The following is a 21,615-nucleotide window of genomic DNA, read 5'->3' as shown; positions in this document are numbered from 1 at the left end:
GCGCCTGACGCCTATGCTCCGCGCGTGCGCCTCCCTCTCCGCCTCGCGGCCCTCACGACCTCCGCTCTTCTCGGCGTTCTTCTCGGCGTCCCCCTCGGCCCCGGCATCGCCCCGGCGACCGCCCTCGCGCCCGCGCCCGCGGTCGCGCCGCTCGCGCAGGCGCACGCCCACAACGACTACGAGCACGCGCGACCGCTCCTGGACGCCCTGGCGAACGGGTTCACGAGCGTGGAGGCCGACGTCTGGCTGGTGGACGGCAAGCTGCTGGTCGCCCACGACCTCGCCGACGTGGACCCGAAGCGCACGCTGTCCTCGCTCTACCTCGACCCGCTCACCAAGCGGGTGCGGGCGAACAAGGGCTCGGTCTACCCGCACTGGCGCGGCCGGTTCCAGCTGCTGATCGACGTGAAGAGCGAGGCGACGGCGACGTACCGCGCCATCCACGCGGAGCTGCGCGCCCACCGCCGGATCATCACGGCGTTCGTGGGCGACGACGTGCGCCGCCGGGCGGTGCGGGCGGTGATCAGCGGAGGCCGGGACCGCGACCTGATGGCGTCGCAGCGCGTCCGCTATGCCGGGTACGACGGCGGCATCGACGAGATCGACGCCGGCACGCCCGCGACGCTGATGCCCCTGGTCAGCGAGAGCTGGTGGCCGCGGTTCGCCTGGCGAGGCGTCGGTCCGATGCCCGAGGACGAGCGCGCCGAGCTGCTCGACATCGTCGAGCGCGCGCACGCGGGTGGGTACCGGGTGCGGTTCTGGGACACGCCCGACATCCAGTCGCCGGGCCGGCGGGCGGTGTGGACCGAGCTGGTGGAGACCGGCGTTGACTACCTCAACACCGACGACCTGTACGGCCTCAAGCAGTTTCTCCGTCGGCGTTGACCCGGACCACCAGCGCGTTCGGCTGCAGGACGAAGCGCAGTGACGACGCCTCGGTGAGCACGTCGCCGTCCACCTCGCACAGCTGAGGCGGATCGACGCTCAGCGACACGTCGCACCCGGCGGTGCGCTCGAGCGCCGGCCCGTCGTCGCGGTTGGAGAGGACCCGCGCCGCGACGCCGACCCACTGGGTCAGGCTCTCCGGGCTGACCGTGGCGACGTCCAGGACGCCGTCGTCGAGCAGCGCGTCCGGCAGCAGCACCATCCCGCCCGTGAGCTCGCCGCAGTTGCCCACGACGACCGTGCGCGCCTTCTTGGTCGCGGTGGGCTCGCCGTCGACGGCGAGGTCGAGGGAGAACGGCGGATCGGTGAGGTGCCTGCCCCCACTGGCGACGTACGCCGCCCACCCGACCTTGCCCTTCACGCCCTCCGGGGCGTCGGCCATCATCTGGGCGTCGAAGCCGACGCCCGCCATGACCGTGAAGCAGTGGACGTTCTCGGCGGGCGCGGGCAGACCCTCCCTCTGCTCGGGCGTCGGGTCGAGGACCAGCCAGCCGACGTCGATGGTGCGGTCGCTGCCGGTGAAGGCCACCCGCGCAGCGTCCTCCATCGGGTCGACGTGACCGCCGATGTTGCGGGCGAGCAGGTTGCCGGTGCCGCCGGGCAGCAGCCCGATGGGGACGCCGGTGCCGACCAGCTCCTGGGCCACCGCCCGGACCGTGCCGTCTCCCCCGAGTGCACAGACCAGCGTGGCGCCGTTCGCGACGGCGTCGCGGGTCTGGCCGAAGCCCGGGTCGTCCTCGGTGGTCTCCACGAACGTCGGCTCCGGGAGGCCCGCGGACCTCGCGACCTCGTTCAGGGTCTCGCGGACGTCGTCGATGTCGACCTTCGTCGGGTTGACGACGACGACCACGTCAGACCTTGGCATACCGGGCCCGTGCGAAGGAGTAGAAGCCGTACGCCGCGAAGCCGAGTGCGATGCCGATCAGCAGGACCGAGCCCGCGGGCAGGTCGCGCAGCGACTTCAGGGCGCCGTCGAGGCCGGTGACCTCGCCGGCCTGCTGCTGCACGGCAGCGGCGATGAAGAGGAAGCCAACCGCGACCAGCGCGACGCCCTTGCCGATGTAGCCAATCCGGCCGGCGACCTCGGCCCAGTGGCCCGGGTGCTCCTGGAGGTCCTCGAGGAACTTCTTCTTCCAGCCCTTGTAGACGTGGTAGAGCGCGATCCCGATGATCGCGACCCCGACCAGGCCGACGAGGAACCGGCCCGCAGGCGCGTCCATGAGCGTCCGGGTGAAGTCCTTGGTCTGCTTGTTGCTGGAGGTGTGCCCACCGACCGCGAAGATCCCGGCGGTCCAGGCGAGCGCGGCGTACAACACCGCCTTGCCACCCGCCTTGGCCTTGTCGAAGGCCTCACGAGCGGTGAAGAGCTCGCTCACCTGCCACAGCGCGAGCAGCGCGAAGCCGACGACGAGCACCCACAGCAGGACCTGCCCGAACGGCTGTCGGGCCAGGGTGCCGACGGCACCCGACTGGCTGGCGTTGGCACCCGCGCCGATCGCGATCTGCACGATCAGCCAGGCGAGCACGAGGTGCAGCACGCCGCTGGCGGCGTAGCCCAGTCGCGCACCCCACTCCACGACCGGGTGGCCGCCGGCCTTGCCGGCTGCCCCCTTGGCAGCGGTGGTCGCTCGGCCCGCATGGGCCGACATGTCCTGGTGCGTCATGGTCTCCCTCAGTTTCCCGTCCCTAGAAGCCACTTACCCTCAGTGCCGCGTTGCCATACCTGCGTGCTCGTCCTCCCGGCGGCCGTCGGCCGCGGGATCGCGGCGCAACCAGTTCCAGGCGAGCAGGCAGGCGACCAGGCCGTTGACGATCGCGACGATCACGTCGCTGAGGTGATGCATGCCGCGGTAGAGCCGGGCCGAGGCCACGGCGAAGGGCATCAGGATGCACACGGTGACCACGACGGCCCGCAGACCCCGGTGCTGGATCCGCAGCGCCATCAGGCCGAGCGTGAAGTAGAGCCCAGTCGCGGCGCCGGTGTGCCCGCTCGGGAAGCTGGACGTCGGCGGCGAGTCGTCGAGCTTCTCGACGTCCGGCCGCTCGCGGTCGATGAGCAGCGTGGTGAAGAAGAAGACCAACGCCTGCGCCGAGATCGCGATCAGCGGTACGACGGCGTACCACCACTGCTTCGTGCGCCACCAGACGACGGCCACCACCACGAGGCAGAGGCCGATGATGCTGACCGTGGCGCCTGCCCAGGAGAAGACCAGCGTGATGTTGTCGAAGAGCGAGGTCCGCGACGACTCCAGCCAGCGGTTCAGCCTCTCCTCGCGGATCCCGTACTCCTTGAGCGGGCCGTCGGCCAGCGTCCAGCCGATCGCGACGACGATCAGCCACCACCCGACGAGCGGGAGCGCCACCCGGACCGCCAGGTCGCGGCCCGCCTCCTTCAGCTCGGGGCGCGACTGGTCGTCATGCCACCTGGTGAGCATCGTCATCGGCTGACTCCTTCGAGGTCGTGTCGGTCGGGTCCGGCGGGCTCCAGCCCACGTAGCCGGCGTACGACGCGATGCAGAGGCCGACCCCGAGCAGCACGCCCGCAGTCACGTCGGAGAGGAAGTGCGCGCCCATGAACAGCCGGTCCGCGCAGGTGATCAGCACCCAGGCCGCGCCGAGCGCGAGCAGCAGGCGCCGCATGGTCACGCCCAGGACCGGGCGCAGCAGCAGGAGGAGGACGGTCACCACGATCGCGTTGTTCGTGGCGTGCCCCGAGGGGAACGAGTAGCCGTGGTGCACGGCGAACGGGTCGTCGATCGCCGGCCGGGCCCGCTGCACGAGCATCTTGAGCGCGGCCGCGAGGATCCAGCCCGTGGCCATGGTGGCCAGCGCCCACCACGCCCGGGTGCGCAGCCGCCAGTGGAACCACGCCAGCAGGCAGAGCGGCACCCCGAGCACGGCGTACATCACCCAGGGCTGGCTGATCATCTCCCACGTGTGCGCGGCGGTGTGGAACCCGTCGTGCTCACGGGTGAAGTCCGTGGCGCGCTCGCTCACGGCCTGGTCGAGGTCGGCCAACGGGCCGAACTTCGTCCGGATCAGGAGCGCCAGCAGGGCGATCGGGACGGCCACCACCACGGCGTACACGACGGCGCGCGTCAGGCGTCGCAGTCGCGTCGGGTGCCCCTCCATGCCTCCCATGCCTCGCATCCTGCACAACGAAGGACCCGCGCAAACGTTGATGTTTGCACCATCTCTGGCGGAGCAGGATGAGCGACGTGGATGTGAGGGAGTGGCTCCTCGTGAGCGAGGAGAGGGAGAACCCGCACACCGCCATCGATGCGGTGCGCGGTGACGGAACGGCATGGAGCACCGGCAACACGGTCCGGGCCCTCGTGCACGGGCGCGACTACTTCGCCGAGCTGTACGAGCGGATCTGCGAGCTCGGGCCCGGCGACCGGTTCTACTTCGCCGACTGGCAGGGCGACCCGGACCAGCAGCTGACCGACGACCCGCGCGCGACGCTGAACAGCACGCTCGTGGACGCCGTACGCCGCGGGGTCGAGGTACGCGGTCTGCTGTGGCGCTCGCACTGGCACCGGCTCGGGTTCAGCGCGCACCGGCACCGCCAGCTGGGCGAGGAGATCGGCGAGGCCGGCGGCCAGTGCCTGCGTGACATGCGGGTCCGCACCCGCGGCGCGCACCACCAGAAGTTCGTGGTGATCCGGCACGCCGACGACCCCACGCGCGACGTGGCGTACGTCGGCGGCATCGACCTCTGCAACGGCCGGCGCGACGACGCGAAGCACCAGGGCGACCGGCAGACCGTCGACCTGGCACGGGCCTACGGCCCCACGCCCGCCTGGCACGACGTCCAGGTCGCGATCCAGGGGCCGGCGGTCCACGACGTCGAGACGACGTTCCGCGAGCGCTGGGAGGACAGCACCCCGCTGACCCTCAACCCGGGCCGGATCGCGTCCAGCCTGTTCCACCGCGAGGACCTGTCGCCCGAGCCGCTCGGCGAGCAGGCTCCTCCCCCGCCACCGCGCCCAGGTGGGCACGAGATCGTGCAGATCCTGCGGACGTTCCCGGTGATCTACCCGAAGTCGTTCGACTTCGCGCCGGACGGCGAGCGCTCGGTCATGCTCGGGAACACGAAGGCGATCGCCCACGCGGAGCGCCTCGTGTACGTCGAGGACCAGTACCTCTGGTCGGAGGAGGTCGGCGACCACTTCGCCGACGCTCTCCGCGCCAACCCCGACCTCCGGCTGGTCGTGGTCCTGCCGATCGTGCCGGACCGCGAGGGTGCGGCCGCCGAGATCCCGCAGCTCTACGGACGCTCGCTGGCGATGAGGAAGATCATCGAGGCCGGCGGCGACCGGGTGGCCGTGTTCGGGCTGACCAACGACAGCGGCCTTCCGGTCTACGTGCACTCGAAGACGTGCATCATCGACCACCGCTGGGCCAGCGTCGGCTCCGACAACCTCAACCGCCGCTCCTGGACGAGCGACAGCGAGATCGCCTGCACGGTCGTGGACGACCGCGGCGAGGCGGGCGCGCCTGCACCGGTCGACTCGTTCCCCCGGGTGCTGCTGCGCACGCTGGCCGCCGAGCACCTCGACTGCCATCCCGACGACGTGCCGGAGGACCCGCACGAGCTGTTCGACGCGATGGTGGCGAGCGCCGACGCCCTCGACGAGTGGTACGCCGCCGCCGGGCGCGGCCGCCGGCTGCCGCGGCGGCCGGTGCCGGTGCCGCAGTCGCTGAGCGGGAGGATCCCGGGTCACGCGTTGCGCCGGCGGCGAGTGCAGGAGCGGGCAGCGGCGTACGCAGCCGGGTACCACGACCACCAGCGACCGCCCGGCCGGTTGCGCCGGCTCTCCACGCCCGAGCTCACCGCGGCCCAGCTGGTGTGGGCGCCGCGGCTGTACGAGCTGCTCTTCGACCCGGACGGGCGCCCGCGCCCCGGCGGAGGGAGTTGAGATGACCCAGTGGAGCGACGACCCGCGCGACCTGCTGCGCGCGGACGAGGACTTCGACCTCGCGGGCATGGACCGGGCCGCCAAGCCTGGCTGGAAGGCCGGGAAGAAGGCAGCCGCCCGGTTCTGCGACGAGCGCGGCGACCTGCTCAGCGAGCTCCAGGAGCGGCTCTTCGCCGAGGGCCGCGCGGGCGGCAGGCGCTCGCTGCTCGTGGTCGTCCAGGGTCTCGACACCGCAGGCAAGGGCGGCGTCGCCCGGCACGTGATGAGCAAGGTCGACCCGCAGGGCGTGGCGCTGCGCTCGTTCGGCGCACCCACCGACGAGGAGAGGGAGCACCACTTCCTCTGGCGGATCAAGAAGGAGCTGCCCGAGCCGGGGTTCATCGGCGTGTTCGACCGCTCCCACTACGAGGACGTGCTCGTCACCCGCGTCGACGGGCTGGTCCCCCAGAAGACCTGGGAGAAGCGGTACGACGAGATCAACGACTTCGAGGCGGACCTGGTCGCGTCCGGGACGACCGTCGTCAAGCTCGGACTCGTGGTCAGCCACGACGAGCAGGGCCTGCGGCTGATGAAGCGCCTCGACCGGCCCGACAAGCACTGGAAGTACAGCAAGAACGACGTACCCACCCGCTGCAAGTGGGACGAGTACCAAGAGGCCTTTGCCGACGTCTTCCGGCGCACGTCGACCGAGGCGGCGCCGTGGTTCGTCGTACCGGCGGACCACAAGTGGTACGCCCGGCTGGCGATCACCGAGATCCTGACCCAGACGCTGATCGACATGGATCCCGAGTGGCCGTCGGTCCGGTGGGACCCGGAGGTCCAGCGGCGCAAGCTGGCCGCCACGATGAGCACCAAGGCGCTGCGGGCCTCGCTGAAGGAGACCGACCGCCAGGTGAAGAAGGCCGTGAAGGACGACCGGCGGGTGCGCGAGGAGGCGGCCCAGGCGCGGGAGGAGGTCACCGACTCCGACCCCGTCGCCGAGGCCGAGGCGAAGGCGCGCGAGGCCGAGGCAGTCGCGTCAGCGGCGGCCGCCATGCTCGACCTGCAGCGGACCCGGGAGCAGAAGGCCGCGCTGCTCCAGGACCGCGCGTAGCTTCACCGCGTCGTGCGGCGCGAAACCCTTCGCGTCGTTGTCGAAGTACACGACCACGTCGGCCTGCTCCGCCCAGCCCTGGCACCGCTCGGCCCAGCGCTCGAGCGCTGCGTCGGAGTAGCCGCTCGTGTAGAGCTCGGTGTCACCGTGCAGGCGCACGTAGACCAGGTCGCTGGTGACTGCCTCCGCCATCGGCCAGCGCCCGGCGCTGTCGGCGATCACGCACGCGACGTCGTGCTCGCGCAGCAGCGCGAACGCCTGGTCGGTGCAGTACGTCGCGCTGCGGAACTCCAGCGCGTGCCGCACCCGCTCCCCCGCCAGCCCACGCGGCGCCCGCGTGATCGCGCGGTCCTCGGGCAGCTTCGCGTCGTGGCGTCGGGCGAGCGCGGCGATCTCGCCGACGGTCCGCGGCAGCAGGTCGAAGAAGTCCGCGAGCAGGCGCGCGTCGTACTCCAGCCGCTCGGGGAGCTGCCACAGGAACGGCCCGAGCGTCGGGCCGAGCTCGAGCACGCCCGAGGCGAAGAAGTTCGCGAGCGGCGCCTCGACGTCGCGCAGCCGCTTGAGGTGGGTGACGTAGCGGCCGCCCTTCACCGCGAAGCGGAAGCTGCCGGGCACCTGCTCGCGCCAGTCGCGGTACGACGTCGGCCGCTGCAGCGAGTAGAACGACCCGTTGATCTCCACGGTGTCGAGCCGCTCGGCGGCGTAGCCGAGCTCGCGCCGCTGCGGCAGGCCCTTCGGGTAGAAGTCGCCGCGCCAGCCGGGGTAGGTCCATCCGGAGATGCCGACTCGGATCTCGCCCATGCGGGGGCGGTACCCATCCGTGGGCCACGGTGTTCCTACCGGACCGGCGGGTCCTCGGCCAGCGGGGCGTAGTCGGTCCAGACCTCGAACGCGGCGTCCGCCACCGGCGGTAGGCGCGGGTCTTCACCGGCTCCAGCGTGCTCCAGCGGTTGCTGGCGGACGGCGGCCGGAGTGCGAGGTCGGCGTACCGCGTCAGGCGCGCCAGCCTGTCACGTCGGGTGTCATGCTCGTGGCATGGAGATCGAGAAGCTCGAGCCGCTGCCCGAGGACTGGGACCGCGCGCTGTGCGTGGTCGCGCACCCCGACGACCTGGAGTTCGGCGCCGCGGCCGCGATCGCGCGCTGGACCGGCCAGGGCAAGACCGTCACGTACTGCATGGTGACCAGCGGGGAGGCCGGCATCGACGGCATGGCCCCCGACGCGTGCCGGACCGTGCGCGAGGCCGAGCAGGTGGAGTCCGCACGGATCGTGGGCGTCTCCGAGGTCGACTTCCTGCGCCAGCCCGACGGGATCCTCGAGTACGGCGTCCCGCTGCGCCGCGAGATCGCCCACGTCGTACGCCGGCACCGCCCCGACATCGTGATCACCGGCAACTTCCGGGACACCTGGGGCGGGGTGAACCTCAACCAGGCCGACCACATCGCGACCGGCCGCGCGGTGGTCGACGCGGTGCGCGACGCCGGCAACCGCTGGGTGTTCCCCGAGCAGCTCACCGACGGGCTCGAGCCCTGGGGCGGGGTGCGCGCGGTCTGGGCGGCCGGATCGCCGTTGTCCGGGCACGCGGTCGACACCACCGACACCTTCGACGCCGGCGTCGAGTCCCTGGAGGCACACCGTGCCTACATCGAGGGGTTGGGCTGGGAGAACTGGGACCCGCGCGAGTTCCTCGAGGGCTTCGCCCGGCAGGCCGGGCAGCGGCTCGGCGTTGCCTTCGCCGCGCCGTTCGAGGTGTTCCCGATGGGCTGGGGCGACTAGCGCGCGAGCGTCACCGGTCGACTCGAAGGGCCCTCGACCCAGCCAGGTCGGCACGAACTGGTTGCGTCGAGTCCCGGGAGTCACACAGGGCTTCCATCGACGGCCTGGAGTGAGACACTGGGAGTCCGCGGGAGCTCCTCGAGGGCTTCGGTCGGCAGACCGGGCAGCGGCTCGGTGTCGCGTTCGCCGCACCGTTCGAGGTGTTCCCCACGGGCTGGGGCGAGTAGCAGTCCATCTCGGGCGCCCGGACGTGAGGAGGGAACGGCCATGCCCGAGATCTTCGAGACCACGGAGCCCGACGTGGCCAGCCAGATGTACCGCGACCAGTACACCGCGATGCGGATGCGCATCGACGGCGGCGGGACGATGCTGCGATTCGCCGTGACCCCGGTGGGTCGCGCCCGCCTCGACCGCGCGACGTTCAACATGGGGCTCTCGGGCAGCGCCGATCCGCTGACGAGCGTCGTCCTCGTCCGGGTCCGGAGCGGAACCGTCGACTACACCTGCGGGCACGACACCGTCCGCTACCACCCCGGGGAGATGTTCCACCCGATCCCTGTCGGACGGACGTGGGCCGTCCGGCTGGAGCACACCGACTTCGACGTCATCGTGCTGGAACCGGACCTGCTCGACGAGGTCGCCGGCGTCAGCCCCGACGCGGGCCCGCCCGTGCAGCTGCTGTCGAGCCGCCCTCACTCCGCCGAGATGGCAGCGCTGCTGTGGCGCCTGTCGGACGCTCTCGGCTCCCACGTCGACGATCGGTCCGAGGCGTGGTCCTCCCCGTTGGTGACCGACTCCGCGGCCCGCCTGCTCGCAGCATCGGCGCTGGCCGTGTTCCCCAACACGGCGGTCCTCGACCCCACGACCGAGGACCGGCACGACGCTCATCCGGCGACCGTCAGGCGCGCGGCCGCCTTCATCGAGGCCAACCCCGACCAGCCGATCAGCATCGTCGACATCGCTCGCGCCGTCCACGTCACTCCCCGCGCCGTCCGGCTCGCCTTCCGCCGGCACCTCGGCACCACCCCGACGGCCTACCTGCGCCGGGTCCGGCTCGACCGCGCCCACGACGACCTCCGGGACGCCGACCCGGCGGTCGCGAGCGTCCCGTCCATCGCCGGGCGCTGGGGTTTCGCCAACACGGCTCGCTTCGCCGCCTACTACGGCCGGAAGTACGGTCGCCCTCCCCGGGAGGCCCTGGACGACGCCTGGAAATGACGAGAGGGCCCGGCGTGCGTCTCCGCAGGCCAGGCCCTCTTTCTCTGCTCCCCCGGTTGGACTCGAACCAACGACATCCTGATTAACAGTCAAGCGCTCTGCCAACTGAGCTACAGGGGATCGGTGCAGCCCGCACAGATTAGCAATCGGCATCGCAGAGGGAAAATTGAGGTCCCGGTTTCCGTCCTAGACGGTCCCGACCTCGAGCTGCGCGGCTGCCAGCGCCTCGGCGGCGGCGGTTCGTACGGCGGGGTCGTCGGGGTCGACGCCCTCGTCGTACTCGTAGATCCAGCGCACCGGGTCGCGCCCGTGGGGCGCCCGGCGGGCGATCACGCGCACGCCGCGGCGTCCGGTGATCGGGACGTGGCGCTGCAGCACGATGCTCGCGGTGACCCGCTCGCGCACCAGCTGCAGCAGCGGGCCGGGCTCGGTGAGCGTGAACGTGTGGACGGGCCGGACCTCGCCCCACGAGCCGACCTCGCTGACCCGCAGGACGCCCTCGTCGACGTCCCAGTCGGCCGCCTGGACGTCCTCCCACGGGATCCGGTCGGTCTCCTCGAGGCCGAGCGACCGGGTGCCGAGCCCGCGGACGACGTACAGCGCGTCGCGGGTGCCTCCGACCGTCGCCTCGGCGGCCTCGGAGTACGCCAGCAGCCGCTCCCCGCGCTCGACGCGGATCGGTGGCCGCTCACGCCGGAAGAGGCTCACTGGGCCGACCCGCCGAGACGGTCGCGGAGCATCCGGCGGTGCGCCTCGAGAGCGGCGAGCTCGCCGAACATCTTGTTGAACTCGTCGGCCTGCTCGACGGGGTTGGTGCGCTGGAGCTTGGACTTGATCGCGTTGATCCGCCGGGCGGTGGTCAGCTCCATCAGCGCGAAGACGTGCTGGGCGACGTACGCCGCGTCGGGCTCCTTCTTCAGCGGCTCGACCGCGAGCTCGCTGACCGCCGAGCCGACCGCGGGCTCCCCCGCGGCGTCGCGCAGCCGGGTCACCCAGCCCGGGTCGTTGGCGCCGGCGCCGGGGCCACCTGCGGCGGCGACCAGCTCCCAGACCGCCCGGTAGGTCGGGTGCGTGAAGTCGTTCGGCCCGATCTCCGAGGTGGCGCGACCGATGGTCATCGGGTGCTGGACGACGAGCTTCAGGGTCTCGCGCTCGAGCGAGAACCGCGGGTCGCGCAGGTTCGGTACGGCGGAGCGCGGCGGCGCGGGCTGCTCCGGGGCGGCCGCCGCCCGCGGGTCCTGGCTCGGCTTGCGGTTGGCGGCCCGGCGGACCTCGGCGCGCGCCTCGTCGACGTCGACCCCGATCATCCCGGCGATCTCGCGCGAGAAGGCGTCGACCTTGGACCTGTCGCGGATGCTCGACACCAGCCGCGCGCTCTCGCGCAGCGCGTCGACGCGGCCGTCGGCACGGTCGAGGTCGTACTTGCTGACGATGTTGGCGAGCACGAAGCGGTACAGCGGAACCCGCCGGGCGACCAGCTCGCGCACCGCGGCGTCGCCCTTCTTGATCCGCAGGTCGCACGGGTCGAGGCCGTCCGGCTCGACCGCGACGTACGTCTGGGACACGAAGTTCTGGTCGCCGCCGAACGCGCGGATCGCCGCCTTCTGGCCGGCCGCGTCGCCGTCGAAGGTGAAGATCACCTCGCCGCGGAACTCCTCGTGGTCGTGCAGGAAGCGGCGCAGCACCCGCGAGTGGTCGTCGCCGAAGGCGGTGCCGCAGGTCGCCACCGCCGTGCCCACGCCAGCGAGGTGGCAGGCCATCACGTCGGTGTAGCCCTCGACGATCACCGCCTGCGACGACTTCGCGATCTCGCGACGGGCCAGGTCGATGCCGTAGAGCACCTGGCTCTTCTTGTAGATCTTGGTCTCGGGGGTGTTGAGGTACTTCGCCTCGATGCGGTCGTCCTCGAAGATGCGGCGCGCGCCGAAGCCGATGGTGTCGCCGGGAGCGTCGCGGATCGGCCAGAGCAGCCGGCCGCGGAACCGGTCGTACGCCGAGCGGCCGATCGCGACCAGGCCCGCCTCGACGGTCTCCTCCTGGCTGAAGCCGCGGCCCTTGAGGTGCTTGAACAGCGCCTCGCCGTCGCGGGGCGCGAAGCCGATGCCGAACGTCGCCGCCGCGGTCTGGTCGAAGCCGCGCTCGGACAGGAACTGCCGGGCGGCCAGGGCGTCCGGGGTCGCGAGCTGCTCGGCGTAGTACTCCTGGGCGACCCGGTTGGCCTCGATCAGGCGCTGGCGCGGCGGGCCCTTGGGGCGGTCGTCACGGCCCCCGTCCAGCCCGCCCTCCTCGCGGCGCAGCATCACGCCGGCCTTCTCGGCGAGCCGCTCGACGGTCTCGGTGAACGTGAGCCCGTCGATCTTCATCAGGAAGCTGATGACGTCGCCGCTCTCGTTGCAGCCGAAGCAGTGGAAGAAGCCGCGGGCCGGGGTGACGTGGAACGACGGCGACTTCTCGTCGTGGAACGGGCAAAGCCCCTTCTGGGAGCCGCCGCCGGCGTTGCGGAGCGTGACGTACTGCGAGACGACGTCGTCGATGCGCGTCTTCTCGCGCACCTCGGCGATGTCCTCCTCGCGGATCCGGCCTGCCACGTCGCGGAGTCTATGTCGGGGCTAGTAGGCGCCGGACATGACGTTCACAAGTTCCTCGCCGGCGGCGTAGCGGTGCAGCTGGTCGCGGACCAGCCGGTGGGCGCGCGGCCACATCGCGCTGCTCGCGCCGCCGACGTGCGGGGAGACCAGGAGGTTGGGCGCGTCCCACAGCGGGTGGTCCTCCGGGAGCGGCTCGACGTCGGCGACGTCGGTCGCGGCGGAGATCCGGCCGGCGTGCAGCGCCGCGACCAGCGCGTCGGTGTCGACGACCGCGCCGCGGGCGACGTTGACCAGCAGCGCGCCCTGCTTCATCGCGCCCAGGAACCCGGCGTCGACCAGGCCGCGGGTCTCGTCGGTGAGGGGGACGACGAGGATCACGACGTCCGCCTGCGGCAGCAGCCCGGGCAGCTCGCTGATCGCGTGCACCCCGTCGCGGGCGCTGCGCGCGACCTTGACCACCTCGACCTCGAACGGCAGCAGCCGGCGCTCGATCGCCTCGCCGACCGCGCCGTACCCGACGAGGAGCACACGCTTGTCGGCGAGCGCCGGGTGCCAGCCGGTGTTCCAGGCGTGGCGATCCTGGTCGCGCACGAAGCCGGGCACGCCCCGCAGGCTCGCCAGCGTCAGCGTCACCGCGAGCTCGGCGGTCGAGGTGTCGTGGATGCCGCGGCCGTTGCACAGCAGCACGCCGTCGGGGATCTGCGCTCGGACGTTGTCGACGCCGGCGGTCAGCGTCTGCACGACCTCCAGGCTCGCCATCCGCGGCAGCACCTCGGCCACCCGCGGGCCGACCTGGTACGGCGGCACGTAGAAACGGACGTCGGTCACGCTGTCGGGCACGTGCTCGGTCGGGTCGACGACCTCGTAGCGCAGCCCCTCCGGCGGGTCGCCGAGCAGGGCGGGCTCGAACGGCAGCCAGACGAGGCGGTCGGTCACGGGTGCTCCTTCAGCGTGGTGTGCCGGACGACCGCGCTCTGGTCGGTCAGCGAGGCGACCTGGTCGAGCACGACCCGCAGCCGGGCGGCGTCGTCGGCGGCAGCATGCCAGTCGTCGGCGAACGGACGGTCGAGCGCGTCCGGTCCGCGGTCCACGAGCAGCTCGACGAGCTCGGCGAGCAGCTCGCGCTGGCGCTCCATCAGCGCGACCCGGTCGTCGGCGCGCATCACGTAGTGCGCGGCGATGCCCTTGAGCACCGCCATCTCGAGCCGGGCCTGCTCGGGTACGACGAGGTCGGCGGCGTACCGCACGAAGGGCCCGGCGCTGGCGTCGAACGTCGCGCGCTGGGCCGCTCCGCAGAAGCGACCGATCAGGTCGCTGGTGAGGTTCTTCAGCGCGGCCAGCGAGCGCCGGCTGCCGTCGTACGGCGCGGTCGGCCAGCTGCCCACGCCCCGGAGGCCGGCGAGCGTCTCGTCGAGGGTCGCGTCGTCGGCGTCCGGGAGGTACCACTCGCGGACCGCCTGCCACACCGCCGTCGGGTCGAACGACGTCAGGTCGACGCGGCCGGCCACCACTCCGTCCTCGACGTCGTGGACGGAGTACGCGACGTCGTCGGCGAGGTCCATGACCTGCGCCTCGAGGCACTGCCGCTCCCCCGGCGCGCCCTGCCGCATCCAGTCGAACACCGGGCGGTCGTCGTCGTAGACGCCGAACTTCACCAGCCCGGGGCCGGGCCGCGGCCAGGGGTACTTCGTGCAGGCGTCGAGCGTGGCGCGGGTGAGGTTCAGCCCGGCGCCGTCGGTCTTCGCCTCGAGCCGGGTCAGGATGCGCAGCGTCTGCGCGTTGCCCTCGAAGCCGCCGCACGCCTCGCCCAGCTCGGCCAGCACCCGCTCGCCGTTGTGGCCGAACGGCGGGTGGCCGAGGTCGTGGGCGAGCGCGGCGGTCTCGGCGATGTCGGGCTGGCTGCCCAGCGCGCGGGAGAGGTCCCGCGCGACCTGGGCGACCTCCAGGCTGTGGGTGAGCCGGTTGCGCACGAAGTCGTCGCTCTGCGGCCCGACCACCTGGGTCTTGGCAGCGAGCCTGCGCGACGACGCCGCGTGGACCAGCCGGGCGCGGTCCCGCTCGAACGGCGTGCGCACCGGCGCGTCGACCCGCTTCGGCGGCTCGGGGACGAGCCGCTCCCGGGCGGCGCCGTCGTACAGATCGTCCATCGGCGCCACCCTAGTGGTGAGCTACGACCTCACTGGTAGGTCGGGTCCGCCCAGGGACCGAGGCTCCGCGAACGCACCGGCTGGACCGGTCGCGGCGCCGCGCTGTGCGGGTAGCCCTCGCCCCAGTTGGTGGGCGTGCCGTGCATCTCGATGCGCGCGTCGTCGGTGTACCAGTCCACGAGGTCGCTGTCCGAGCGCAGGATCCACGTGCAGCCGAGCTCGGCGTCGGCGGTGAAGTCGCCGTGACGCACGAGCGGCGGGCGCCAGAAGTACGTGCCCGGCCACATCTTGCCGAAGCTGTAGTCGAAGCCGCCCTCGAGGCAGTAGGCCTCCTCGCTGCAGGGGTGGTGCGCGAGCGGGTGCTCCACCCAGCCCGGCTTCGCCTTGATCAGGCGCGTGTAGAAGCCGGTCTTCTCGTCGCGGTGGAGCAGCTTGATGTACAGGCCGGGCACCGGGGTGCCGCCGAGGTCGAAGCGCATCGGGCTGCCGTCGACGACGTCGATCCACGGCATGTCGCGGACCTGCAGCACGATCAGCTTCTGGTCCTCGCGGACCGACGGCAGGCTCTCGTCGCACGGCGTGAAGCTCCAGTCGCCGAACTCGCGGAAGAGCAGCACGACGGTGCCGTCGGCGACCTCGAGCTCCGGCGTCCACACGCCCGCGGCGGCGTGCCAGTAGCCCTCCGGGCCGAGCACGGTGTCGCCGATGCGCACCTCACCCTCGAGCACGTACCACTCGGTCTCGGCGTCGTGGACGCCCGCGGGGCGGCTCCAGTCGCTGGTGAAGTGCACCTTGAGCGAGGCCGACCCGTCCTCCTCGTCGTAGCAGAGGTTGCGCTGCTTGGCGGTGCCGGTGGCGTGCTCGAACTCGGCGATGTGCCAGATCAGGTCACGCTCGTCGACGGTCTCGACATGGGGGCGCATGAGGCTCCTCGGGTAGATGACTTACCGATACAAGATGTATTGGTATCACATTGCCGGTACATCTTGTATCGTTTTCACTGTGACGAAGACTGGACGGCCCGCGGGCCCGGCGAGCGACACCACCGCGACGGTGCTCACCGCCGCGCTCGACCTGCTGCTCACCGAAGGCGTCGGCGCGCTCACCGCGCAGCGTCTCCACCAGGTCACGGGCGTGTCCCGCTCGACGATCTACCGGCACTGGCCGACCCCGACCGCGGTGCTCGCCGCGCTCATCGATGTCGCACCCAGCCCACGGCACGAGCCGTCCGGGGACCTGGCCCAGGACCTGCACACCGAGGTCGACGCCCTCTGCAACCGGCTGCGCGACAAGCCGGTCGCGGCGTTCCTCCAGGCGCTGGTCGGCGCCGACGCCGACCTCCGGCACCGCTACGTCGAGTACCTCCTGGCCCCCGTCCAGGCCGTGCTCCGCGACGCCGGCGTACCCCGAACCGCCGCCGACGACGCGGTCGCGGCGATCGTCTCGCCCCTGCTCGTCGACGCCCTGCTCCTCGACCGCCCGACCGCCCGCGCCCGCGCGCACCGCGCGGTCGACCTGCACCTGATGGAGGCCACGCGATGACGAACGTCGTCGGACCCCGCGCCGTGTTCGGCGTCGTCGTGCCCAGCACCAACACCGTTGTCGAGCACGACTACTGGCGAGCCGGCATCGAGGGCGTCGCGTTCCGCGCCGGCTCGATGTACATCGAGAACCCGGTCATGAACGACGACGAGGACTTCCAGGCCCTGCTCGGCCAGATCCGCGCCTCGATCGACGTCGCGGTGCGCGACGTGCTGACTGCGGAGCCGGAGCGGATGGTCATGGGCATGTCGGCGGAGACGTTCTGGGGCGGCGTCGAGGGCAACGCGGCCTTCGAGCGGCGTCTCCAGGAGCGCACCGGGCTGCCCGTCACCACCGGCGCCAGCGCCTGCCGCGCCGCGCTGCAGACCCTCGGCGTACGCCGGATCGCGGTGTTCTCGCCGTACCAGCCGATCGCCGACGTCGAGGTCGGGCGGTTCTTCACCGAGGCCGGCTTCGACGTCGCCGCGATCACCGGCCTGCGCTGCCCCAGCGCGATGGACATCGCCCGCGTCGACGAGACGCGGCTGGACGCGATGGTCGCCGAGCTCGACGGCCCCGACGTGGAGGCGGTCGTGCAGGTCGGCACGAACCTGTCGTTCGTCGCCCAGGCCGACCGGCTCGAGGCCGCGCTGGGCAAGCCCGTCGTCGCGATCAACGCCGCCACGCTGTGGCACGCGCTGCGCGAGCACGGCATCGCCGACCAGGTCAGCGGGGCCGGGTCACTCCTGCGCGACCACTGAGGTCCGCTGAGCGTCAGCCGTTCGTGGCCACGTGCACGTGGTCGTAGTGGTTGGCGGTGACCGACCCGTGGTCGCCGTACGCCCGCCAGCCCTCGGACGACCGCACGGAGGTCCAGATCTCGCCGCGCCAGATGATGTCGTAGAGGTTCAGCTCGCCCGCGTGCTCGAGCAGGAACGCCGCGATCGCGTCGCCGAGCGCCTCGTCGCTGGTCATGATGTCGATCGCGCGACCCGAGGAGTGCTCGCCGTGGCCGTCCCAGCCGCCGTACGACGTGATCTGCGGGAACGCGTTGCACACGGAGCGGTAGAGGTAGACGGCGTCGTCGGTCAGCCCGCTCTCGACGCCCGGGTCGGGGCAGGGCTCCATCGACAGGCCGGCGGCCGCGGCGAGCGGCTTGTCCTCCGAGAGGTAGCCCTCGGTGACCCAGCGGGCCTCGCCGTCGACGACGATCTCGACCCGGCCGTCGGCCTTGCGACCGGTGATGAGCACCGACTTGCCGGCGGCGATCTCACCGCGCTGCTCGGCGTCCTTGCCGGACGCGGTCCAGAGGTTGAGCGGCGCGGTCGTCCAGAGCTTGGTGTCGGCGCGCTTCACGGCCAGCACGGTGGCGGCGAGCTCGGCGTTCTTGTCGAAGGCCTTCTGGAGCTCCTTCGCCTCCACGCGGGAGTCGGCCCGGGAGACGGTGTCGCGGGCCAGCAGCCCGGCGGACAGGTCCGCCGAGGTGTCCTGGGCGACCAGGTCACGGGCGTCGGGGTCCGCGGCGAACACGCCGAGGGTCACGACTGAGACGGTCGCCATCACGGCGAGCGGTCCGGCGACGAGTGCGGCGCGCGGCTTTCGGCGGGCAGTGGTTTCCCGCTTGTGGCGATGTTCTGCCACAGCGCTGATCCTTTGCTGTTGCTTACGGGGGTGCGCCGCCGCCGGAGTGACCTCCCGAAAGGTCACGAAATGGCAACGACCCGGCCGAGTCAACCACACCCAAAGTCAACTGGGAGAATCGACAATGGTTAAAACCGTGTGGGTCTGCTCACCGAGGGGTCACCCGCCGGTGGTCTCGTTCGCGTCCTCCTGCAGGTGGTAGCCGCTGCCGTCGGCGTCCTCGAGCCACCCCTCCGGGAGCACGACGCGCTCGCGCGGCGAGCCCTGGCGGCCCCGCGGAGTGCCCAGCTCGGCGACGGGGAACGGCTCGGCCGGGTCCAGGCCGGCGAGCAGTGCGTCGAGGGCCGCGAGGCTGTCGACGAGCCCCAGCGAGCGGCGCATCTCGCCGCCCGCGGCGAAGCCCTTGAGGTACCACGAGACGTGCTTGCGGAACTCCTTGCAGCCCCGCTCCTCCCCCATGTTCTGGCACAGCAGCTCGGCGTGTCGGCGCATCATCGCGGCCACCTCGCCGAGCGTCGGCAGCGTCGCGACCTCCTCGCCGGAGAACGCCGCGGCCAGGTCGCGGAAGATCCACGGCCGGCCCAGGCAGCCGCGCCCGACCACGACGCCCGCGGCACCGGTCTGCTCGACCATCCGGATCGCGTCCGCGGCCTCCCAGATGTCGCCGTTCCCGAGCACGGGGATGTCGACGTGCGCGACCAGGGCCGCGATCGCGTCCCAGTCGGCCTCGCCGGAGTACGCCTGCGCGACGGTCCGCCCGTGCAGCGCGATCGCCGCGCAGCCCGACTCCTGGGCGATCCGGCCGGCGTCGAGGTAGGTCAGGTGGTCGTCGTCGATGCCCTTGCGCGTCTTCATCGTCACGGGCACGTCGTACGGCGTGGCCGCGGCGACCGCGTGCTCGAGGATCTCGCCGAGCAGCCCGCGCTTCCACGGGAGGGCGCCGCCGCCGCCCTTGCGGGTCACCTTGGGGACCGGGCAGCCGAAGTTCAGGTCGATGTGCGCCACGCCGTACTCCGCGCAGAGGATCTCGGCCGCCTTGCCGACGTACACGGGATCGGTGCCGTACAGCTGGACCGAGCGCACGGTCTCCAGCTCGTCGAACACCAGCATGTCCTTGGTGTGCTGGTCGCCCTCGACCAGCCCGCGGCTGGTGATCATCTCGCAGACGTAGAGGCCGGCGCCCTGCTCCGCGCAGAGTCGGCGGTACGCCGCGTTGGTGATGCCGGCCATCGGGGCCAGCACCACGGGCACGTCGACCGACAGGGACCCCAGCGTGAGCATGGTCCCTATTGTCTAGCCGTTCTTCGACTTCTTCGAATCCTTGGGCTTCTTCTCGGGCTTCGGCGGCTGGTACTTCACGACCTCGCCCGTCCAGGTGATCGGGTTGAACGTCTCCTCGGGCCGGAAGCTCACCGCCTCCAGCTCGCCGCGGTCGGGCGCGAGGTAGACCAGGCAGACGTCCGCGGAGTCGCCCGGGCCGAACTTCTCCGGGAACGGCGTGCTCGGGCAGGGCTTGAACGAGCTCGCGAACGGCGTCGCCTCGAGAAGCACGTCGTTCTCGTTCACGACGTACAGCGGCACCGGGCGTCCACCGAGGTCGGTCTCGCCCACGTTCTCGATGGTCGCGCGCACGTAGTACGGCGTGGACGCCTTCTGAGCGTCGCTCAGCTGCCAGGCCGAGAACGCCTCGATCTTGGTGGTCTCGAGCGCGGTCACCGTGATGTCGAGCGCGCCGACCTGGTCCTGGCGCGGCTCGTAGGCGACCGACGCCGCGTCACCCACCGACAGCTGGCTGCCCGGCGGGGTCAGGGTGACTCCCGCCGGGACCGGCAGGTACGGCGTGGCGCTGGGCGTCGCCGTGGCGGACGCGGACGGGCCTGCGGAGTCCGACCCGCCGCCGGTGGAGCACCCGGCCAGCGCGAGGACCGCACTGACCGCGAGAGCGAGTGCCGGGGCCTTCATCAGCAGCCGAGGAGGCGCTCGGCGAAGTACGTCGTGACGCCGTCGAGCGAGATCCGCTCCTGCGCCATGGTGTCGCGCTCGCGGATCGTGACCGCGTTGTCCTCGAGGGTCTCGAAGTCGACGGTCACGCAGTACGGCGTACCGATCTCGTCCTGGCGCCTGTAGCGGCGACCGATCGCGCCGGAGTCGTCGAAGTCGACGTTCCAGCCCGCGCTGCGCAGCGCCATCGACAGGTCCTTGGCCTTGGGCGACAGGTCGGCGTTGCGGCTCAGCGGCAGCACGGCCACCTTGACCGGCGCCAGGCGCGGGTCGAGGCGGAGGACCGTGCGCTTGTCGACGCCGCCCTTGGTGTTGGGCGCCTCGTCCTCGGTGTAGGCGTCGACGAGGAACGTCATCAGGCTGCGCGAGAGGCCGGCGGCCGGCTCGATGACGTACGGCGTGTAGCGCTCGTTGTTGGCCTGGTCGAAGTACGACAGGTCCTGGCCGGAGTGCTTCGAGTGCGTCGAGAGGTCGAAGTCGGTGCGGTTCGCGATGCCCTCGAGCTCACCCCACTCGGAGCCGGCGAAGCGGAAGCGGTACTCGATGTCCACGGTGCGCTTGGAGTAGTGGCTGAGCTTCTCCTGCGCGTGCTCGTAGTGACGCAGGTTGTCCGGGTCGATGCCCAGGTCGACGTACCACTTGGTGCGCTCGTCGATCCAGTACTGGTGCCACTCCTCGTCCTCACCCGGCTTGACGAAGAACTCCATCTCCATCTGCTCGAACTCACGGGTGCGGAAGATGAAGTTGCCCGGCGTGATCTCGTTGCGGAAGCTCTTGCCGATCTGGGCGATGCCGAACGGCGGCTTCTGCCGGCTCGAGGTCACGACGTTCGCGAAGTTGATGAAGATGCCCTGCGCGGTCTCGGGCCGCAGGTAGTGCAGGCCCTCCTCGTTCTCGATCACGCCGAGGTAGGTCTTCAGCAGGCCGGAGAACATCCGGGGCTCGGTCCACGCTCCGCGGGTGCCGCAGTTCGCGCAGGCGACCGTCGACAGGTCGACGTCGTCGGGGTTCTCGATGCCCTTCTTCTCCGCGACCTCCTCCTGGAGGTGGTCGGCGCGGTAGCGCTTGTGGCACGACTGGCACTCGGTCAGCGGGTCGGTGAACGTGTCGACGTGGCCGCTGGCCTCCCACACCTTGCGGGGCAGGATGATGCTCGAGTCCAGACCCACCATGTCGTCGCGCATGGTGACCATGGACTTCCACCACTGGCGCTTGATGTTCTCCTTGAGCTCGACGCCCAGCGGGCCGTAGTCCCAGGCGGAGCGGGTGCCCCCGTAGATCTCCCCACACGGGTACACGAAGCCCCGGCGCTTGGCGAGGGAGACGACCTGGTCGACGGTGGACGGCGGCGGCTTGGCCACGGGTGAGCTCCTTGTTCTCGGCCGGCTGGCTGCCGGTCGGTGGACGAAGGTCTCAGCCTAACGACCGGACGTCGGCGATGTTGAGGTCGGCCCCGGGCTCGGCGGACTCGTACGCCGACGGCTCCTCGATCGCCCGGCTCAGCGTCGCCACCGCGTGCAGCTTCACGTCGTACGACGACAGCGCCCGCCGGTAGCTCCCGACGTTCTCCCACCTGGTGCTGAGCACCCACAGCTCGGGGTCGTCGACGTTGCGCCCGATCTCCCCGCCGAGGTACCCCCGGCACGCCGCCAGCGCGTCGCGCGCGGTCGTCAGGTCGCCCCGGAACGCCTCGCCATCCGGCACCGGCACGCGGAACCTGTTCACCACCAGCACGCCGCCCAGCGTAGGTGGTGGCTTCGAGG

Annotated in this window: 21 protein-coding genes, 1 tRNA gene and 1 pseudogene; 7 read left to right on the top strand and 16 right to left on the bottom strand. The window is 71.6% G+C overall.

Going from position 1 to position 21,615, the window contains the following annotated elements; genetic code table 11:
* Positions 1 to 24 precede the first annotated feature (24 nt).
* Positions 25 to 885, top strand: coding sequence for a phosphatidylinositol-specific phospholipase C/glycerophosphodiester phosphodiesterase family protein (locus MJ604_RS24380; RefSeq protein WP_243061009.1), 861 nt, complete (start codon positions 25 to 27; stop codon positions 883 to 885).
* Here the strand turns inward: MJ604_RS24380 and MJ604_RS22745 are convergent.
* From MJ604_RS22745 to MJ604_RS22730, 4 genes are read right to left on the bottom strand one after another with little or no spacing between them, the layout of a single operon-like run.
* Complete coding sequence (locus MJ604_RS22745) at positions 860 to 1,810, bottom strand: diacylglycerol kinase family protein (RefSeq protein ID WP_243061008.1); 951 nt, start codon at positions 1,808 to 1,810, stop codon at positions 860 to 862. The genes MJ604_RS24380 and MJ604_RS22745 overlap by 26 nt on opposite strands.
* Entirely contained in the window at positions 1,797 to 2,609 is an 813-nt protein-coding gene (locus MJ604_RS22740) for a DUF1206 domain-containing protein (RefSeq protein WP_243061007.1), read from the bottom strand. Before MJ604_RS22740 ends, MJ604_RS22745 begins: the two co-directional genes overlap by 14 nt.
* A 39-nt stretch (positions 2,610 to 2,648) precedes the next feature.
* Positions 2,649 to 3,386 carry a phosphatase PAP2 family protein gene (locus MJ604_RS22735; RefSeq protein ID WP_243061006.1) on the bottom strand — a complete coding sequence of 246 codons (738 nt, stop codon included), beginning with the start codon at positions 3,384 to 3,386 and terminating at the stop codon, positions 2,649 to 2,651.
* Positions 3,361 to 4,086, bottom strand: coding sequence for a phosphatase PAP2 family protein (locus tag MJ604_RS22730; RefSeq protein ID WP_243061005.1), 726 nt, complete (start codon positions 4,084 to 4,086; stop codon positions 3,361 to 3,363). Before MJ604_RS22730 ends, MJ604_RS22735 begins: the two co-directional genes overlap by 26 nt.
* 77 nt (positions 4,087 to 4,163) lie before the next feature.
* On the opposite strand from MJ604_RS22730, the gene MJ604_RS22725 reads away from it, so the two are divergent.
* Positions 4,164 to 5,867, top strand: a complete 1,704-nt coding sequence (locus MJ604_RS22725) for a phospholipase D-like domain-containing protein (RefSeq protein ID WP_243061004.1) — start codon at positions 4,164 to 4,166, stop codon at positions 5,865 to 5,867.
* Between the two features lies 1 nt (position 5,868).
* Positions 5,869 to 6,702 (top strand): annotated as a pseudogene (locus tag MJ604_RS22720) (PPK2 family polyphosphate kinase); the annotation flags it as partial.
* Between the two features lie 183 nt (positions 6,703 to 6,885).
* Here MJ604_RS22720 and MJ604_RS22715 read toward each other — a convergent pair.
* Positions 6,886 to 7,761, bottom strand: coding sequence for a DUF72 domain-containing protein (locus tag MJ604_RS22715; protein ID WP_243061002.1), 876 nt, complete (start codon positions 7,759 to 7,761; stop codon positions 6,886 to 6,888).
* Positions 7,762 to 7,995: 234 nt separating this feature from the next.
* On the opposite strand from MJ604_RS22715, the gene MJ604_RS22710 reads away from it, so the two are divergent.
* Positions 7,996 to 8,736 (top strand): PIG-L deacetylase family protein, encoded by a 741-nt coding sequence (locus MJ604_RS22710; RefSeq protein WP_243061001.1) that lies wholly within the window; start codon positions 7,996 to 7,998, stop codon positions 8,734 to 8,736.
* A 267-nt stretch (positions 8,737 to 9,003) separates the two neighbouring features.
* Positions 9,004 to 9,954, top strand: a complete 951-nt coding sequence (locus MJ604_RS22705) for an AraC family transcriptional regulator (RefSeq protein WP_243061000.1) — start codon at positions 9,004 to 9,006, stop codon at positions 9,952 to 9,954.
* A 47-nt stretch (positions 9,955 to 10,001) separates the two neighbouring features.
* On the opposite strand, the gene MJ604_RS22700 is transcribed toward MJ604_RS22705, so the two are convergent.
* From MJ604_RS22700 to MJ604_RS22675, 6 genes are all read right to left on the bottom strand, one after another.
* Positions 10,002 to 10,074 (bottom strand) — tRNA-Asn (locus MJ604_RS22700).
* Positions 10,075 to 10,140: 66 nt separating this feature from the next.
* The gene (locus tag MJ604_RS22695; protein ID WP_243060999.1) at positions 10,141 to 10,662 is read right to left on the bottom strand and encodes a hypothetical protein; all 522 of its coding nucleotides are present in this window, start codon (positions 10,660 to 10,662) and stop codon (positions 10,141 to 10,143) included.
* Positions 10,659 to 12,542 (bottom strand): DNA primase, encoded by a 1,884-nt coding sequence (gene dnaG / locus MJ604_RS22690; RefSeq protein WP_243060998.1) that lies wholly within the window; start codon positions 12,540 to 12,542, stop codon positions 10,659 to 10,661. The genes MJ604_RS22695 and dnaG overlap by 4 nt, the downstream gene beginning before the upstream one ends.
* A 21-nt stretch (positions 12,543 to 12,563) precedes the next feature.
* A complete protein-coding gene (locus tag MJ604_RS22685; protein ID WP_243060997.1) occupies positions 12,564 to 13,478 on the bottom strand; it encodes a 2-hydroxyacid dehydrogenase in 915 nt (304 codons plus the stop codon).
* Positions 13,475 to 14,689: a deoxyguanosinetriphosphate triphosphohydrolase gene (locus MJ604_RS22680; RefSeq protein ID WP_243060996.1), complete on the bottom strand. Its 1,215-nt coding sequence runs from the start codon at positions 14,687 to 14,689 to the stop codon at positions 13,475 to 13,477. Before MJ604_RS22680 ends, MJ604_RS22685 begins: the two co-directional genes overlap by 4 nt.
* 29 nt (positions 14,690 to 14,718) lie before the next feature.
* Positions 14,719 to 15,612 carry a DUF4437 domain-containing protein gene (locus MJ604_RS22675; protein ID WP_243060995.1) on the bottom strand — a complete coding sequence of 298 codons (894 nt, stop codon included), beginning with the start codon at positions 15,610 to 15,612 and terminating at the stop codon, positions 14,719 to 14,721.
* 79 nt (positions 15,613 to 15,691) lie between these two features.
* Here MJ604_RS22675 and MJ604_RS22670 point away from each other — a divergent pair, with 79 nt between their 5' ends.
* On the top strand, positions 15,692 to 16,231 hold the full coding sequence (locus MJ604_RS22670; RefSeq protein WP_243060994.1) for a TetR family transcriptional regulator: 540 nt from the start codon (positions 15,692 to 15,694) through the stop codon (positions 16,229 to 16,231).
* A complete protein-coding gene (locus tag MJ604_RS22665; protein WP_243060993.1) occupies positions 16,228 to 16,971 on the top strand; it encodes a hypothetical protein in 744 nt (247 codons plus the stop codon). Before MJ604_RS22670 ends, MJ604_RS22665 begins: the two co-directional genes overlap by 4 nt.
* Before the next feature lie 13 nt (positions 16,972 to 16,984).
* Here MJ604_RS22665 and MJ604_RS22660 read toward each other — a convergent pair whose 3' ends face one another.
* The 5 genes from MJ604_RS22660 to MJ604_RS22640 form a co-directional block, all read right to left on the bottom strand.
* On the bottom strand, positions 16,985 to 17,752 hold the full coding sequence (locus tag MJ604_RS22660; protein WP_243060992.1) for a mucin-2 protein: 768 nt from the start codon (positions 17,750 to 17,752) through the stop codon (positions 16,985 to 16,987).
* Positions 17,753 to 18,010: 258 nt separating this feature from the next.
* Complete coding sequence (gene dusB / locus MJ604_RS22655; protein ID WP_243060991.1) at positions 18,011 to 19,132, bottom strand: tRNA dihydrouridine synthase DusB; 1,122 nt, start codon at positions 19,130 to 19,132, stop codon at positions 18,011 to 18,013.
* Between the two features lie 12 nt (positions 19,133 to 19,144).
* The gene (locus tag MJ604_RS22650; RefSeq protein ID WP_243060990.1) at positions 19,145 to 19,813 is read right to left on the bottom strand and encodes a hypothetical protein; all 669 of its coding nucleotides are present in this window, start codon (positions 19,811 to 19,813) and stop codon (positions 19,145 to 19,147) included.
* Complete coding sequence (locus MJ604_RS22645; protein ID WP_243060989.1) at positions 19,813 to 21,213, bottom strand: glycine--tRNA ligase; 1,401 nt, start codon at positions 21,211 to 21,213, stop codon at positions 19,813 to 19,815. Before MJ604_RS22645 ends, MJ604_RS22650 begins: the two co-directional genes overlap by 1 nt.
* A gap of 52 nt (positions 21,214 to 21,265) precedes the next feature.
* Positions 21,266 to 21,586 carry an antibiotic biosynthesis monooxygenase family protein gene (locus tag MJ604_RS22640; RefSeq protein ID WP_243060988.1) on the bottom strand — a complete coding sequence of 107 codons (321 nt, stop codon included), beginning with the start codon at positions 21,584 to 21,586 and terminating at the stop codon, positions 21,266 to 21,268.
* Positions 21,587 to 21,615: the final 29 nt, after the last annotated feature.

It is taken from the genome of Nocardioides sp. SR21, assembly GCF_022761125.1.
Lineage (GTDB): Bacteria > Actinomycetota > Actinomycetes > Propionibacteriales > Nocardioidaceae > Nocardioides.
Note: the sequence above shows the minus strand (reverse complement) of the source record. Positions and strands in the feature narration are given on the sequence as shown.

Bases quoted from the DNA above. Each gene is read 5' to 3' on its own strand.
- dusB (WP_243060991.1), bottom strand. From the start codon at position 19,132: ATGCTCACGCTGGGGTCCCTGTCGGTCGACGTGCCCGTGGTGCTGGCC.
- MJ604_RS22665 (WP_243060993.1), top strand. From the start codon at position 16,228: ATGACGAACGTCGTCGGACCCCGCGCCGTGTTCGGCGTCGTCGTGCCC.
- MJ604_RS22680 (WP_243060996.1), bottom strand. From the start codon at position 14,689: ATGGACGATCTGTACGACGGCGCCGCCCGGGAGCGGCTCGTCCCCGAG.
- MJ604_RS22730 (WP_243061005.1), bottom strand. From the start codon at position 4,086: ATGGGAGGCATGGAGGGGCACCCGACGCGACTGCGACGCCTGACGCGC.
- MJ604_RS22705 (WP_243061000.1), top strand. From the start codon at position 9,004: ATGCCCGAGATCTTCGAGACCACGGAGCCCGACGTGGCCAGCCAGATG.
- MJ604_RS22715 (WP_243061002.1), bottom strand. From the start codon at position 7,761: ATGGGCGAGATCCGAGTCGGCATCTCCGGATGGACCTACCCCGGCTGG.
- MJ604_RS22675 (WP_243060995.1), bottom strand. From the start codon at position 15,612: ATGCGCCCCCATGTCGAGACCGTCGACGAGCGTGACCTGATCTGGCAC.
- MJ604_RS22735 (WP_243061006.1), bottom strand. From the start codon at position 3,386: ATGACGATGCTCACCAGGTGGCATGACGACCAGTCGCGCCCCGAGCTG.
- MJ604_RS22650 (WP_243060990.1), bottom strand. From the start codon at position 19,813: ATGAAGGCCCCGGCACTCGCTCTCGCGGTCAGTGCGGTCCTCGCGCTG.
- MJ604_RS22745 (WP_243061008.1), bottom strand. From the start codon at position 1,810: ATGCCAAGGTCTGACGTGGTCGTCGTCGTCAACCCGACGAAGGTCGAC.
- MJ604_RS22740 (WP_243061007.1), bottom strand. From the start codon at position 2,609: ATGACGCACCAGGACATGTCGGCCCATGCGGGCCGAGCGACCACCGCT.
- MJ604_RS22710 (WP_243061001.1), top strand. From the start codon at position 7,996: ATGGAGATCGAGAAGCTCGAGCCGCTGCCCGAGGACTGGGACCGCGCG.